Genomic DNA, 14,378 nt, shown 5'->3' with positions numbered 1-14,378 from the left:
GCGCGCGCATGAGCAATTTCGGAAAAGGATGTCACCTGCATCTGATCGACGGATCGGCCTTTATTTTCAGGGCCTATCACGCGCTGCCTCCGCTGACCCGCAAGTCGGATGGTCTGCCGATTGGGGCGGTGTCCGGGTTCTGCAACATGCTTCAGAAATATGTCGAAGGAAACACCGGGCCGGATGCGCCGACCCATGTGGCGGTGATCTTTGATAAGGGTTCCCATACCTTCCGGAACGATCTCTACGACCTCTACAAGGCTAACCGCGAGGCGATGCCCGAAGACCTGCGCCCGCAAATTCCACTGACCCGCGAGGCGACAAAGGCGTTCAATATCGCCTGCAAGGAACTCGAAGGCTATGAGGCCGACGACATCATCGCCACCTTGACCGTGCAGGCGCGCGAGGCGGGGGCGCGCGTGACCATCGTAAGTTCTGACAAGGATCTGATGCAGTTGGTCGGTGACGGCGTCGAGATGCTGGATGCGATGAAGAACAAGCGTATCGATCGGGACGGGGTGATCGAGAAGTTTGGAGTTGCACCTGAGCGCGTAGTGGATGTTCAGGCGCTGGCCGGGGATTCCGTTGACAATGTGCCGGGCGCTCCGGGAATCGGGGTCAAGACGGCCGCGCTGTTGATCAACGAATACGGTGATCTGGAAACACTGCTGGACCGGGCCGAGGAAATCAAACAGCCCAAGCGCCGGCAAACCCTGATCGAAAAGCGCGATCAGATCGAACTGTCAAAGAAACTGGTGCAACTTGACGAGAACACGCCGCTGGATTTCACGCTGGATGACCTTGAAGCAAGGGAGCCCGATGCAGAGACCCTGCTGGGTTTTCTGGCGGATATGGAGTTCCGCACACTGACCAAACGGATCGCCGACAAGCTGGGGGCCGAAGCACCGGTCATCGCCGACGCTCCGGCGCCTGCGGCCAAGGAAGTTGAGGCCGAGACGATCCCGTTTGACGCGGCAAAGTATGAATGTGTCCGTGATGCATCGGCTTTGCAAAAGTGGATCGACCAGGCCCATGAGCGAGGCTGGATCGCAGTTGATACCGAAACCACCGGTCTGAATGAAATGATCGCCGATCTGGTCGGTATTTCGCTGTGTGTCGAGGCCGGCGAAGCCTGTTACATCCCGCTGACCCACCGCGATGGTGCGGCGGATGATCTGTTCGGGTCAGACGCGCTGGCTGAAGGGCAAATACCTCTGGATGAGGCGCTGACGCTGCTGAAGCCGGTGCTTGAGGATCCGTCGATCATCAAAATCGGGCAGAACATGAAATACGATGCCAAGATTTTCCGGCGTCACGGCATCGATGTGGCCCCCATCGATGATACGATGCTGATGTCCTATGCCATGCATGGCGGAGAGCATGGACACGGAATGGATACGCTTTCAGAACGGTATCTCAGCCACACGCCGATCCCGATAAAGCCGCTGCTGGGATCAGGCAAATCGGCGATCACCTTCGACAAGGTGCCGATCGACGAGGCCACCGCCTATGCCGCCGAGGATGCGGATGTAACGCTGCGCCTGTGGCAACTGTTCAAACCACAATTGCACCGGGTGCAGGTGACGACTGTTTACGAGACGCTCGAACGACCACTTGTACCGGTTCTGGCCGAGATGGAGATGCATGGCATCAAGGTCGACCGCGATGTGCTGAGCCGTATGTCGAACGCCTTTGCCCAGAAAATGGCCGGTTTAGAGGCTGAAATTCACGAGCTGGCGGGTGAGAATTTCAATGTCGGCTCGCCCGCGCAGTTGGGCGAGATCCTGTTCGACAAGATGGGCCTGGAAGGTGGCAAGAAGGGGAAAACCGGGAAATACTCGACTGGGGCCGATATTCTTGAGGACCTCGCGACTGAGCATGAACTGCCGCGCAGGGTGCTGGATTGGCGCCAGCTGTCCAAGCTGAAATCGACCTATACCGACGCGCTTCAGACCCATATCAACCCCGACACGGGCCGGGTGCACACGTCTTATGCCATCACCGGGGCGAATACGGGACGTCTGGCCTCGACCGACCCCAATTTGCAGAATATCCCCGTGCGCACCGAGGAGGGTCGCCGCATCCGCGAGGCTTTTGTTGCCGAGCCGGGCAATGTTCTGGTCAGCCTCGACTACAGCCAGATCGAGCTGCGCATCCTGGCGCATATCGCCGACATTCCGACGCTGAAACAGGCCTTTGCCGACGGGCTGGACATCCACGCCATGACCGCGTCGGAAATGTTCGACGTGCCGCTGGACGAGATGACGCCGGACATCCGCCGTCAGGCCAAGGCGATCAACTTTGGTGTGATTTATGGCATCTCGGGCTTCGGCCTGGCGCGCAACCTGCGCATCCCGCGGGCCGAGGCACAGGGTTTCATCGACCGCTATTTCGAACGCTTCCCGGGCATTAGAGCCTATATGGATGACACTGTCGCATTTGCCAAAGAGCACGGCTATGTCCAAACCCTGTTCGGGCGCAAGATCCACACGCCCGAGATCAACGCCAAGGGGCCGCATGCAGGATTCTCGCGTCGGGCGGCGATCAACGCGCCGATTCAGGGTACGGCGGCGGATGTGATCCGGCGCGCGATGGTGCGGATGCCGGGTGCGATCAACGGGCTGCCCGCCAGGATGCTGTTGCAGGTCCATGACGAACTGTTGTTCGAAGTCGCCGAGGATTCCGTGGATCCGCTGATCGACGTAGCGCGGGACGTGATGGAGGGTGCCTCGGACCCGGCGGTGAAACTGGATGTGAAGCTGAGCGTGGATGCCGGTCAGGGTGCGAACTGGGCCGAGGCGCACTAGCGCCGGGTCAGCCTAACGGGTCAGCCCTGTGGCCTGACCCACCCTTCGACCATACGTTTGACCGAAGGTCCAAGGACCAGGATCACCGTGAAGGCGATGGGCCAGCAAAAGGCCCAGGACGCCATCCAGTCACCCAGCGTTTCGGGACGGAACCCCACTGCCTTGACCGTAGCGATCCCGGTGACAATGCACGACATAAGCCCTGACATGATCAGTCCAAAGATGGCATGGGCAAAGCGGGCAGGGATCATATCGGGCATCCTCGAAATCGGGTTGCCCGATATGTGCGCCTTTCGGGCAGCGAATTCCAGCCCGATGAAAGGCGTTAACGTCGCATCCAAGCCAGGGTCGCATCCGTTCGAGCCGTCGAAGGCGCGTATTCGGCGCTGACCCAACCGGTGTAACCAACATCATCCATTGCCGCGAAAAGCTGTGCGAAATCCGTGGGCCCGCGCCCCGGTTCGGAACGTTCGGGGGCAGCCCCGATCTGGGCGTGGACAACGCTGGGGTGAAAACGCTCCCAGACGGCCAGCGCGTCGCCGTGGATCATATGTGCGTGAAAACTGTCATATTGCAGACCGACATTCGGGCGATCCACGCGGCCCAGTACCTCGGTCGCCAGATCATAGTCGTTCAAAAAATAGCCGGGTTGGGACATCGGATTGAGGGGTTCGATCGTGAAAGTCTGCTTCGGTGCGAAATCGGCGGCCCACTGTAAGTTGTGCACGAAGCAGTCCAACGCATCGGTCCCGGCTGCGTATCCGGACATGATATGAATGAAACCCGGCCGCAGCACCTGAGCGTAACGCAGAACGCGGCGGATATCAGACTGAAACCGGGACGCACCGCCGGGGATGGCGGCATAACCCGGTGCGCCACCGGTATAATTCGGCGGAGGCGCGTTGATCAGAACCAGTTCGAGCCCGTTGGCCACCAAGGCACGCCGGGTTTCTTTTGCAGCCAGTTCGTAGGGAAACAGGATCTCGACCGCCCGGAACCCGGCATCTGCCGCTGCCTGAAACCGGTCCAGATACGGAAGTTCGGCAAAGAGCAAAGAGATATTCGCGGCGAATTTTGGCATAGGCGGCCCATGGATATCTGGTGGCCCGACCTTATCCGCGCGTTGATTTCTGTGAAAGTGACAGAAAACGACAGTTTGTCGAAATTCGACCAGATCGACCCAATGAAATCGGAAACGATTCCTGCATTGCGGCGAATCATTTTTCTGACGCCGTGCCAATGGAAGGTTCGAAAACGATGGCGATGAGCCCAGACCCCGTCCGCGGGAACAGCCTTTCTGCGCCGGCGGGGCAACACTCTGCCTTGTCGGGCAACGGGTTGGCGGTGGCTTCGATGCTGACATGGGCGGCCGGGTTTCCGGCGGCCGAAGTGCTGTTGCAAACATGGCCGCCCGTCGCCCTGTTGACCGCGCGACTGGCGCTTGCCGTATTTGTGATGGTGCCGGTCTGGGTAATTCTGGACGGACCGCGCCGGGTTGTTTCGGCCCGCTGGGGTCATGCAATGACCGTCGGAGGCCTTGGGATCGGGTCGGGAATGTTCCTGTTGATCGTGGCGCAAAAGCTGACCGACCCGGTGACGGTGGCAATCATCGTCTCTTGCGCGCCCCTGGCGGCCACATTGCTTGAACTGGCTGCTGGCACACGCCGGTTGAAGTGGAATTTTGCGCTGGGCGTTCTTGTGTCGATTGTCGGCGGGTTGATCGCCACCAGCGCCTTGGCCCCGGCCCAGTTGGGTCTGGGTGCGGCCTGTGCGGTTGGATCAACGGTGCTGTTTTGCTGGGCCAGCATGGCAACCGCCCGTGATTTCGCCGAACTGAGCCAGACCGGGCGCACCACGATCACCTTCGTCGGAGGGCTGGCCATGGCGTCGCTGCTGGTTTTCGGATCGGCGCAGTTTGGCTTGGACGTGATGCCTGCAACTGCATTCGACATGCAGCAGGCAGGCATGCTGATGATCTATGCGCTTATTTCCATGGGCCTCAGCCAGGTCCTTTTCATCACATCCGTCGGCAAGCTGGGCGTGGCGCTGGCCTCTTTTCACATCAATGTTGCCCCGTTCTACGTGATGCTGATCATGCTGATGCTGGGGGACGAGTGGAACTGGACCCGGGCACTGGGTGCGGGCATTGTTGCAATGGCTGTCGTGCTGGCACAGGATCGCGCGCCCCGGTCAGCTCAGGTCGGCTGAGGGGATCAGGCCAAAGAACTGCCCACCTGACCAAACACCGAACCAACCGTCATGGTGCGTTCCTATCTCGACGAGGCGGTAAAAGCTTTTGCGGTCTATGCGGGCTTCGAGGTTGGTGCGGATCAATATGTAGGGTGAGGGTTCGTCCGTTTCAGGGTCGATAACAATCCGGATCGGATGATCAACTCCGGCCATGGCCCTGTCGCCAACATGGGTTGTGAAGGTCAAGGACTGGTCCTTTCCATCCCCGTCCCGGTCGAAATCCACAGCGACAAACGGCGCGTCTTCGACAGTGATTCCCACCTTCTCCACCGGCGTGACAAGGTAGTATTTGCCGTCTTCCTTCTTAAGAATTGAGGAAAAAAGCTTCACAAGCTCGAAACGGTTGATGGGTGAGCCTAAATAACTCCATGTGCCATCTTTTGCGATCTTGATGTCCAGATCGCCGCAAAACGGAGGATTCCAGAGGTGAACGGGTGGTAAACCGTTGGTTTTGGCCGCCTTGACCGATGCCGCCAGACCATCTGGCGACGGTTTCACAGGTTTTTGTCCGCTCATTGCTTTTGCCATTTCCTCTCAGCGCGATACACTTCAATCATAATAGTCCACGGAAGGGAAAGTCATGACCGAACCTGCCGACCTCGTAGCCGAGATCGAAGCGCTGGAAAACAAGCTGCAAGAGGCCAAGGCCTCGATCACCCGCCGCTTCATCGGGCAGGAGTGGGTCGTGGACCTGACGCTGACCGCGCTATTGTGCGGCGGCCATGCCCTGTTGATCGGTCTGCCGGGTTTGGGCAAGACACGCCTGGTCGAGACGTTGTCGACGGTGATGGGCCTGCATGGCAGCCGCATTCAGTTCACACCCGACCTGATGCCCGCCGATATTCTTGGTTCCGAGGTTTTGGACACTGCCGACGATGGCAGCCGGCATTTCCGGTTCATTCCCGGCCCGATCTTCTGTCAGTTGTTGATGGCGGATGAAATCAACCGCGCCAGCCCGCGGACACAATCGGCACTGTTGCAGGCGATGCAGGAACGCACCGTTACCGTGGCAGGCGAGGATCGTTCATTGGGTACGCCGTTCCACGTGCTGGCAACGCAAAACCCGATCGAGCAGGAAGGCACCTATCCGCTGCCCGAAGCCCAGCTTGACAGGTTTCTTGTGCAGATCGATGTAGAATACCCCGACCGTCAGACCGAGCGGGATATTCTGCTTGCCACGACCGGGGTTGAAGAAGAGGAAGCGCATCAGATTTTCAGCAAGGAAGACTTGCTGGCCGCGCAGGTCTTGTTACGCCGGATGCCGGTCGGAGAATCCGTCGTTGAACTGATCCTTGATCTGGTGCGGGCCTTCCGCCCGGAAGAAGCGGGTGTCTCGGAAAGGGTTGCCGAAACTGTCGCGTGGGGTCCCGGGCCACGCGCTGCGCAGGCGCTGATGATGACGGTGCGGGCGCGGGCCATGTTGCAGGGGCGCCTGGCGCCAAATGCCGAGGATGTTCTGGATATGGCGCGCCCGGTGCTCAGCCACCGGATGGCACTGAACTTTGCGGCACGGGCGCGTGGTGACAGCCTTGCAGAGCTGATTGACTCGACCGCTGTCGGGCTGATCCGGACCGAGGCCGCGGCGTGAATGCCGAGCTGACCCTTCGCGAAAGATCCGAAGCCGAGGCATCGCGGCTGCCGCCCCTTTTGGCGCGGGCCGAGCACTTGGCCGGAACCGTTCTGCTGGGCGACCACGGTCGACGGCAGTCCGGGATGGGGGATGATTTCTGGCAATACCGTCCGGCGCAGGTCGGCGACAGCCGTCGCATGATTGATCACCGCCGCTCGGCGCGGGGGGATCAGCAGTTTGTACGTGAACGGGAATGGCAGATCGCGCAATCGGTTATGCTTTGGGTCGATCAGGGGGCTTCGATGCGGTTTGCGTCCGACAAGACCCTGCCGACCAAAGCGGATCGCGCCCGGCTGTTGGGGCTGGCGACATCCATCCTTCTGGTGCGCGGCGGTGAACGCGTTGGCCTGACCGGCACCACCTTGCCGCCCCGGCGCGGCAATGCGCAGATCATCCGGCTGGCGCAGGCCTGGTCCGAGGATGATCAAGCGGATTACGCCCCGCCCGAACACCGCGCCATGATCCCTCATGCCCGCGCCGTGTTCATATCTGATTTTCTGGGCCCCATGGATGAGGTTGAACTTGCCCTGACCAAAGCCGCCGACCGTGGCGTGCGTGGTGTGGTTCTGCAAGTGCTGGATCCGGGTGAGGAGTCGTTTCCCTATCGCGGGCGCACCATTTTCGAAAGCGTCGGAGGGTCCGTCCGACACGAAACGCTCAAGGCTGCTGAGCTGCGGGAACGTTATCTGGAACGCCTTGCGCGCCGCAAGGACGCGCTGAAGGAGCTGTGCCGAGCGACGGGCTGGCAACTGGGCCTGCACCACACGGGCGACAGCGCACAAGCGGCTCTGTTATGGCTTTATCGGGCCTTGGATGGGGGCACGCGATGACGGTTCTTGCGGGCATCGGCTTTACCGCGCCATGGGTGTTGATGGGTCTTTTGACCCTGCCGATCCTGTGGTTGATCCTGCGCGCGGTGCCGCCCGCACCGATCCGCCGCGTGTTCCCGGCCGTCACGCTGCTGTTGGGCCTGAAGGATGACGAAAGCGTATCCGACCGCACCCCATGGTGGCTGTTGCTGCTGCGGATGCTGGCGGCGGCTGCGATCATCATCGGGCTGGCAGGGCCGGTTCTTAACCCGTCACGAGATGAAACCGGAACCGGGCCGCTGCTGCTGGTGCTGGACGCCAGTTGGGCCGGAGCCGCACGCTGGCCGGCGACACTTGACCAAATCGACACGCAACTGTCGGAAGCCGGGCGTGCGGGCCGAACGGTCGCGATTTTGCGCCTGACAGAGCCGGAAACACCGGTATTTCAGGCTGCGGAAGCGTGGCGCGGGCGTTTGCCGGGGCTGAACCCGAACCCCTGGCAGCCGAATGCGGATCAGATTGCTCAGACCATTGCCGCGTTGAACGCCGTTGACGGCGGGTTTGATACCCATTGGTTCAGTGACAGGCTGGATTATGCAGACCACGCTGAACTGGTGTCCAGCCTTCAGGCGCGCGGAGATGTGACGGTCTATCAGGCGGCCTCCCGGCCCGTTGCGATCCGGCCTGCGGCCTATCAGGACGGGCTGATCCAATTGACGGTCCAGCGCGCGGGCCCTGGACCGGAAGACCGTGTGACGGTTCTGGCGCAAGGCCGTGATCCGGCGGGCACGGCCCGGGTGCTGCATTCCGTTGAGCTGACCCTTGAAGCCGGCGAAACCACGGCGCAGGCCGATCTGGCGCTGCCGTCGGAATTGCGCGCCCGGATCACGCGGTTTGAAATTCAGGGCCAAAGGTCCGCAGGGGCCGTGACTTTGACCGATGACAGTCTGCGCCGGCGCGAGGTTGCGCTGATTGCCGGAACCCGCAACCGCGAAGGGCTGGAGCTGTTGTCACCCCTGCATTACCTGACGCAAGTCCTGGTCCCGACCGCGGATTTTGTCGATGGCGGCCTGCTTGAGGTTCTGCCCGCCAACCCGGATGTGATCGTCCTGTCGGACGTGGCGCAGATGTCGGAGCCGGAAGAGGCCGCTTTGATTGAATGGGTCGAACAGGGCGGGCTTTTGCTGCGTTTTGCCGGCCCGCGCATGGCGGCCAGCGATCTGGGCAGGGACACCGAAGACACCCTGTTACCGGCGCGGCTGCGCAGCGGTGGGCGATCCGTCGGCGGTGCGATGAGCTGGGGCGAAGCCAAGACGCTGGCTCCATTCCCCGAAAGCTCTCCGTTTTTTGGCCTGGATATCCCAAAGGACGTGGTTGTTTCGACCCAAGTCATGGCCCAACCAGACCCTAACTTGGCGGATCGCGTGATTGCCTCGCTGTCCGACGGCACGCCTTTGGTGACGCGCAAGGCGCTGGGATTGGGGCAGGTGGTGCTGTTTCACGTCACCGCGGATGCTGAATGGTCCAGCCTGCCGCTGTCGGGCCTGTTCGTCGAGATGTTGGATCGTTTGGCCGTCGCTTCAGCAGCCAAGTCGCGGCAAGAATCGCAACTGCAAGGCACCACGTGGGAGCCGGTTCAGATCATGGACGGGTTTGGCGCCCTGTCAGATGCCGGAACCCTGGCCGGTGTCGACGGTGTTCAGCTGATCTCGGGCCGGATCGGGCCAGATTTGCGTCCGGGTCTCTATGAAAGCGGAAAGCAGAAGCTGGCATTGAACGTGGTCTCGGAGGAAACCGAACTGCGCCCGGTGACCTGGCCTGCCAATGTGCCGATCAAAGGGCAGGAGGTCAGCACAGAAACCCCACTTGGTGGCCTGTTGCTCAGCCTCGCACTGATCTTGTTGACGGTTGACGTGATTGCCTCGCTGGCCTTGTCGGGCAGGCTGGGACTGGCGCGAACGGCGGCTGCCGTGCTGGCCGCTTTTCTGCTGGTGCCGGACGTACAGGCGCAGACGCCGGAGGATACCGAATTTGCCCTTGCCGCAACGCAAGAGCTTGTGCTGGCGCATGTGCTGACGGGTGAGGCGCAGGTAGACGATATTGCCGAGGCCGGATTGCGGGGCTTGGCGCAAACCCTGTTCTTTCGCACCTCTGTCGAACCGGCGGACCCAATCGGCGTTGATCTGGAACGAGACGAGCTGGCATTCTTTCCGCTTCTCTACTGGCCCATTACGCCGAACCAGCCGCAACCTTCGGCCGAGGCGTATATCAAACTGAACGCCTATTTGCGTTCGGGTGGGATGATCCTGTTTGACACGCGCGACGCGGATATTGCAGGTTTCGGCGCATCCAGTCCGAATGGCCGCAAGTTGCAGCAACTGGCCGGACCGCTGAATATCCCTGCATTAGAGCCGATTCCCCGCGATCACGTCCTGACCAGGACATTCTATTTGCTCCAGGATTTCCCGGGCCGCTATTCCGGCGCAGAAGTTTGGGTCGAAGCTGCGCCCGGGGATGCAGAACAGATCGAAGGGATGCCATTCCGAAACCTCAATGACAACGTGACACCGGTGGTTATCGGCGGCAATGACTGGGCCGGCGCCTGGGCCGTGGATCGCAACGGCCAGGCTCTTTTGCCTGTCGGTCGTGGGTATGCCGGGGAACGGCAACGCGAATTGGCCAATCGTTTTGGTGTCAATCTGGTGATGCACGTGCTGACCGGGAACTACAAATCCGATCAGGTCCACGTGCCCGCCCTTCTGGACAGGTTGGGACAATGACCGGAACCGTCATTTTCGACCCGCTGGTCCCGTGGCCGCTTTTGGCTGTTGTGGGGGGTATTGCTGCTGTCGGAGTAGCTCTGGCCTTGTGGCGCGGTTTGTCGGGCTGGGCCCTGCGGGGGTTGGCGGCCCTGGTTGTCATCGCGGCACTGTCCGGTCCGGTCTATCAAGTCGAGGACCGCGCGCCGCTGACGGATATCGTTTTGATGATCGAGGATGAAAGCGCCAGCCAGACACTTTCGGACCGGGCCGAACAAACTGCGCAGGCTGCCGAAGATCTGGCCGCCGAGATCGAGGCGCGGGACAATACGGAACTGCGCCGCATTCGGGTCGGCGACGGGGATGGGGATGAGGGCACGCAGGTCATGGCCGCCCTGAATGAGGCCCTGGCCGAAGAACCGCGTGCGCGCATCGCAGGCATTCTGGTGGTATCGGACGGGATCGTGCACGATGCCGATCAGGCCCCGGAGTTGCCGGCGCCGATGCATCTGTTGCAAACCGGGCGTGCGGACGACTGGGATCGCCGGCTTATCGTCCGAAATGCGCCTGCCTTTGCCATCATCGGTGAATCGGTCACTTTGACCCTGCGTGTCGAAGACAGCGGAGCAGCCCCCGCGGGTGCCGCGACAGCGTCGCTGGAGATTTCCGTGGATGGTGGTGAGCCTCAGCAGCTGAGTATTCCAATCGGCCGGGATGTCGAACTGCCTGTCACCCTGCCTCATGGCGGGCGTAACGTGATCCAGTTTTCCGTGCCCCTGGCCGAAGGCGAGTTAACCGACCGCAACAACACCGCGTTGATCCAGATGAACGGCGTTCGGGATCGCCTGCGCGTTCTGCTGGTCTCGGGTGAACCGCATCCGGGCGGGCGCACATGGCGCAACCTGCTGAAATCCGACAGCTCGGTCGATCTGGTGCATTTCACCATCCTGCGCCCGCCCGAGAAGCAAGACGGTGTGCCGGTGGACGAATTGTCTTTGATCGCCTTCCCGACCCGCGAGTTGTTTCTGGAAAAGATCAACGATTTCGATCTGATCATCTTTGACCGCTACAAGCGGCGCGGCATCCTGCCTGCAATCTATCTGGACAACGTCACCAGTTATATCAATGACGGCGGCGCGGTTCTGATTGCGGCCGGTCCCGATTTCGCCGGAGCTGACAGCATTTTCCGGTCGCCGCTGGCGCCGATCCTGCCAGCGCAACCGTCCGCGCGTGTCTTCGAGGAACGCTTTGTTCCGAAGGTCAGCGACTTGGGTCAGCGCCATCCGGTCACAACAAATCTTGGCGCTTCCGAAGATTGGGGAGCTTGGTTGCGCCAGATCGACGTGAACCATCGCTCGGGCGAGGTTCTGATGACGGGCATTGACGAACGCCCCCTGCTGGTTCTGGACCGAGTGGGCGAAGGGCGTGTCGCGATGCTGGCCTCGGACCACGCCTGGCTGTGGAGCCGTGGCTTTGAAGGCGGCGGCCCGCAACTGGAGCTTTTGCGCAGGCTGGCCCATTGGATGATGAAGGAACCCGAACTCGAGGAAGAGGCGCTGTGGGCTGAAGCCAACGGACAATCCATGCGCATCATTCGACAGACGCTTGGGGATGATGTGGGTCCGGTGACTGTGACGCGCCCGAACGGCGAAACGCTGGAAATCACCTTGCAGGAGGTCTCTCCGGGGCGGTTCGAAGCGCAATACTATGGGCCCGAGATTGGTCTTTACCGTTTGCAGGAAGGTGGCCACATGGCCGTGATCGGGCTTGGTCCCGCCGCGCCGAAGGAGTTCGAACGCACCATCGCAACGGGGGATGTTCTTGAACCGGTTCTGGCCGGCATGCGGGGCGGCGTGATCCGGGTGGAAGATGGATTGCCGTCGATCCGCAACGTGCGCGCCGGGCGCCCGGCGGCTGGTCGGGGCTGGATCGGTCTGACCCCGCGCGATGCCTACGAGACACGGGATGTCACCCAGGCGGGCCTGCTGCCACCTTGGCTGGTTTTGCTGTTGGCAGGTGGTTTCCTGTTGGGCGGTTGGCTGCGTGAGGGGCGGCGCTAATCGATCCTGATTGACGCCCTGTCGGATTGACCTTGCGCATCCACCACGACAAGTGAGGTGAAGCCGGTCCCCGGATTGGGGATTTCGAACTCTCGTCGCCGCTGCCCGGTCAGCACCGGCACGCCATCCGCCAGTACGGAAAACGGCCCGACGCCGCCACGCAGTTTGACCGTCAGAGGTGCTCCTGACGTTTCTAACACGGCGTTATCGGGCGGGAACAGCAGGTCCGGCGCCGAGGGATCATCCTTGAAAGCTGTCGTGCGGGGGCGAAATCGCTGCAACGGCTGAGGCAATTGGGCCGCGCCCACAAGCAAGGTCGAAGGCGGCGGTGGGCGCAGGGGCGTGAGCTCGGGTTTAAACAGGTTGAAAGCCTCGGCCAACAGGGGCGCGGCAACGTCGCCCCCAAATGCACCGGGAACAGGCGTTCCATCGGCGCGGCCCAGCCAGACGCCTATGACATGCTGCCCGTCAAAGCCGATAGCCCAGGCATCGCGGTGGCCATAAGACGTGCCGGTCTTGTAGGCCAGCGACCCTGTTGCACCGCCTGCCGGTGGCGCAAGCCCGGCCAGAATGTCCGAAACCTGCCAGGCCGAGGTTTCCGACAGAACGCGCCGGGTGCGCTGGGCGTCTGCCAGAACGTCATGATGCAGGATCGGGCCTGTGCCACCAGCTGCCAGAGTGGCGTAAACCTGTACCAGATCGTGCAGGCTCAACCCCACGCCACCCAAAGAAATCGCCAATCCGGGTGTTGCGCCATTCAGACGTGGCTCTGACCCGGCCAACCGCAATGCCGTCATCAACCGAGCGGGGCCCAACTCATTCGTCAGGCGTACTACGGGGATGTTCAGCGACAACTGTAGGGCGTCCCGAACCCGGACATCGCCACGGAAAACGCCGTCGAAATTGCGCGGTGCGTATCGGCCAAACATCACGGGGCTATCGCTGATCAGGGTCTCGGGATGGGCCAGCCCCTGATCGAAAGCCAGCCCGTAGACCAGAGGTTTCAGGGTCGATCCGGGCGATCGTATGGCCCGGGTCATGTCCACGAACCCCTGACGGGCATCTTGGTACCCGGCAGATCCAACCGATGCCAGAACCTCGCCGCTGCGATGATCGGCCACGATCAGAGCCCCGGAAACGCGCGGTCCGACGCGGTTGGCGGCCTGGGCCACCAAGGTTTCCAGCCGGGCCTGCAATCCGGCATCCAGTGTCAGATCGAAGGCCTGGATTGCGGGTGCTTGCCGCCTCACGCGGTCAGTCAGATGGGGTGCAAGGCGCGGAAACGGATTCATCCGATCCGGAAGGGGTTCGGTCATGGCCGCACGCGCTTGGGCATCGGTCAGGACGGTGTGACGCACCAGCCTGTTCAGAACCCGGTCGCGGGCCTGCCGGGCAGCCTCTGGCTTGCGATCCGGGCGCCGGGCCTCGGGGGATTGCGGCAACGCAACCAACAGGGCGCTTTGCGCGGGCGTCAGCCGCGTGGCGTCCTTTCCAAACCACGCGCGGGCGCCGGCACGGAGCCCTTCCAGATTGCCACCATAGGGGGCATGGGTCAGATAAAGGTTCAGGATTTGCTGTTTGCTCAGACGCCGCTCCAACGCCAATGCGACTCTGATCTGGCGAAATTTCCCGCTCCAGCGCCCGGTTGGGCCATCTTCGATCAACCGCGCCACCTGCATGGTCAGGGTGGACCCACCCGACACGTTACGCCCGTTCCACAGGCTTTGCCCTGCGGCACGCAGCATCGCGATGGGGTCCACTCCGGCGTGGGTCCAGAACCGTTTATCCTCGTACCGGATCAGCATGGTGATGAAATCCGGGTCAACTGCGCCGGGCCGCAGCCTCCAGATGCCATCCTCGACTGGAAACGCACGCAGAAACTCGCCATTCCGGTCCCGTATCTCGACCGAAGTTTCAGCCAGAACGGAAGGCAGGGTTGTGGCATCGACCCAGCGGTCAACGCCATCCCGTGCCAGTGCCGTCAGGTAGAGTGCTCCGGCCAGCGCAAACAAGAGCTTCGTCCGCTTAGGCATGACGGCCACCCAAACAAGGGTATGGCGCAA

At 61.7% G+C, this 14,378-nt stretch carries 10 protein-coding genes; 6 read left to right on the top strand and 4 right to left on the bottom strand.

Going from position 1 to position 14,378, the window contains the following annotated elements; translation table 11 throughout:
• Positions 1-8 precede the first annotated feature (8 nt).
• A complete protein-coding gene (polA, locus tag AC2FNN_RS10540; protein ID WP_496758441.1) occupies positions 9-2,807 on the top strand; it encodes a DNA polymerase I in 2,799 nt (932 codons plus the stop codon).
• 20 nt (positions 2,808-2,827) lie between these two features.
• On the opposite strand, the gene AC2FNN_RS10535 is transcribed toward polA, so the two are convergent.
• Both AC2FNN_RS10535 and AC2FNN_RS10530 read right to left on the bottom strand, forming a co-directional pair.
• Positions 2,828-3,058: a DUF2798 domain-containing protein gene (locus AC2FNN_RS10535; protein ID WP_496758440.1), complete on the bottom strand. Its 231-nt coding sequence runs from the start codon at positions 3,056-3,058 to the stop codon at positions 2,828-2,830.
• Positions 3,059-3,132: 74 nt separating this feature from the next.
• Positions 3,133-3,888, bottom strand: a complete 756-nt coding sequence (locus tag AC2FNN_RS10530; protein WP_496758439.1) for a hydroxypyruvate isomerase family protein — start codon at positions 3,886-3,888, stop codon at positions 3,133-3,135.
• 158 nt (positions 3,889-4,046) lie between these two features.
• On the opposite strand from AC2FNN_RS10530, the gene AC2FNN_RS10525 reads away from it, so the two are divergent.
• Positions 4,047-5,015 (top strand): DMT family transporter, encoded by a 969-nt coding sequence (locus AC2FNN_RS10525; protein WP_496758437.1) that lies wholly within the window; start codon positions 4,047-4,049, stop codon positions 5,013-5,015.
• On the opposite strand, the gene AC2FNN_RS10520 is transcribed toward AC2FNN_RS10525, so the two are convergent.
• Positions 4,998-5,573, bottom strand: coding sequence for a DUF1285 domain-containing protein (locus tag AC2FNN_RS10520; protein ID WP_496758436.1), 576 nt, complete (start codon positions 5,571-5,573; stop codon positions 4,998-5,000). The genes AC2FNN_RS10525 and AC2FNN_RS10520 overlap by 18 nt on opposite strands.
• Positions 5,574-5,637: 64 nt before the next feature.
• Between AC2FNN_RS10520 and AC2FNN_RS10515 the strand changes: the two genes are divergently transcribed.
• The 4 genes from AC2FNN_RS10515 to AC2FNN_RS10500 are packed head-to-tail and all read left to right on the top strand — an operon-like array spanning position 5,638 to position 12,315.
• On the top strand, positions 5,638-6,645 hold the full coding sequence (locus tag AC2FNN_RS10515; protein ID WP_496758434.1) for an AAA family ATPase: 1,008 nt from the start codon (positions 5,638-5,640) through the stop codon (positions 6,643-6,645).
• A complete protein-coding gene (locus AC2FNN_RS10510) occupies positions 6,642-7,517 on the top strand; it encodes a DUF58 domain-containing protein (RefSeq protein WP_496758433.1) in 876 nt (291 codons plus the stop codon). Before AC2FNN_RS10515 ends, AC2FNN_RS10510 begins: the two co-directional genes overlap by 4 nt.
• Positions 7,514-10,276: a DUF4159 domain-containing protein gene (locus tag AC2FNN_RS10505; RefSeq protein ID WP_496758431.1), complete on the top strand. Its 2,763-nt coding sequence runs from the start codon at positions 7,514-7,516 to the stop codon at positions 10,274-10,276. Before AC2FNN_RS10510 ends, AC2FNN_RS10505 begins: the two co-directional genes overlap by 4 nt.
• Positions 10,273-12,315, top strand: coding sequence for a hypothetical protein (locus tag AC2FNN_RS10500; protein ID WP_496758429.1), 2,043 nt, complete (start codon positions 10,273-10,275; stop codon positions 12,313-12,315). The genes AC2FNN_RS10505 and AC2FNN_RS10500 overlap by 4 nt, the downstream gene beginning before the upstream one ends.
• Here AC2FNN_RS10500 and pbpC read toward each other — a convergent pair.
• A complete protein-coding gene (gene pbpC / locus AC2FNN_RS10495) occupies positions 12,312-14,348 on the bottom strand; it encodes a penicillin-binding protein 1C (RefSeq protein ID WP_496758427.1) in 2,037 nt (678 codons plus the stop codon). The two genes, AC2FNN_RS10500 and pbpC, sit on opposite strands and share 4 nt — an antisense overlap.
• Between the last annotated feature and the right edge of the window lie 30 nt (positions 14,349-14,378).

Source organism: Ruegeria sp. BHSA118, from assembly GCF_059613405.1.
This window is presented reverse-complemented; position numbering and strand designations above follow the sequence as displayed.

What these genes read in the sequence shown, in the direction of transcription:
- polA (WP_496758441.1), top strand. Translation starts at nt 9, where the DNA reads ATGAGCAATTTCGGAAAAGGATGTCACCTGCATCTGATCGACGGATCG.
- pbpC (WP_496758427.1), bottom strand. Translation starts at nt 14,348, where the DNA reads ATGCCTAAGCGGACGAAGCTCTTGTTTGCGCTGGCCGGAGCACTCTAC.
- AC2FNN_RS10520 (WP_496758436.1), bottom strand. Translation starts at nt 5,573, where the DNA reads ATGAGCGGACAAAAACCTGTGAAACCGTCGCCAGATGGTCTGGCGGCA.
- AC2FNN_RS10525 (WP_496758437.1), top strand. Translation starts at nt 4,047, where the DNA reads ATGGAAGGTTCGAAAACGATGGCGATGAGCCCAGACCCCGTCCGCGGG.
- AC2FNN_RS10515 (WP_496758434.1), top strand. Translation starts at nt 5,638, where the DNA reads ATGACCGAACCTGCCGACCTCGTAGCCGAGATCGAAGCGCTGGAAAAC.
- AC2FNN_RS10500 (WP_496758429.1), top strand. Translation starts at nt 10,273, where the DNA reads ATGACCGGAACCGTCATTTTCGACCCGCTGGTCCCGTGGCCGCTTTTG.
- AC2FNN_RS10535 (WP_496758440.1), bottom strand. Translation starts at nt 3,058, where the DNA reads ATGATCCCTGCCCGCTTTGCCCATGCCATCTTTGGACTGATCATGTCA.
- AC2FNN_RS10530 (WP_496758439.1), bottom strand. Translation starts at nt 3,888, where the DNA reads ATGCCAAAATTCGCCGCGAATATCTCTTTGCTCTTTGCCGAACTTCCG.
- AC2FNN_RS10505 (WP_496758431.1), top strand. Translation starts at nt 7,514, where the DNA reads ATGACGGTTCTTGCGGGCATCGGCTTTACCGCGCCATGGGTGTTGATG.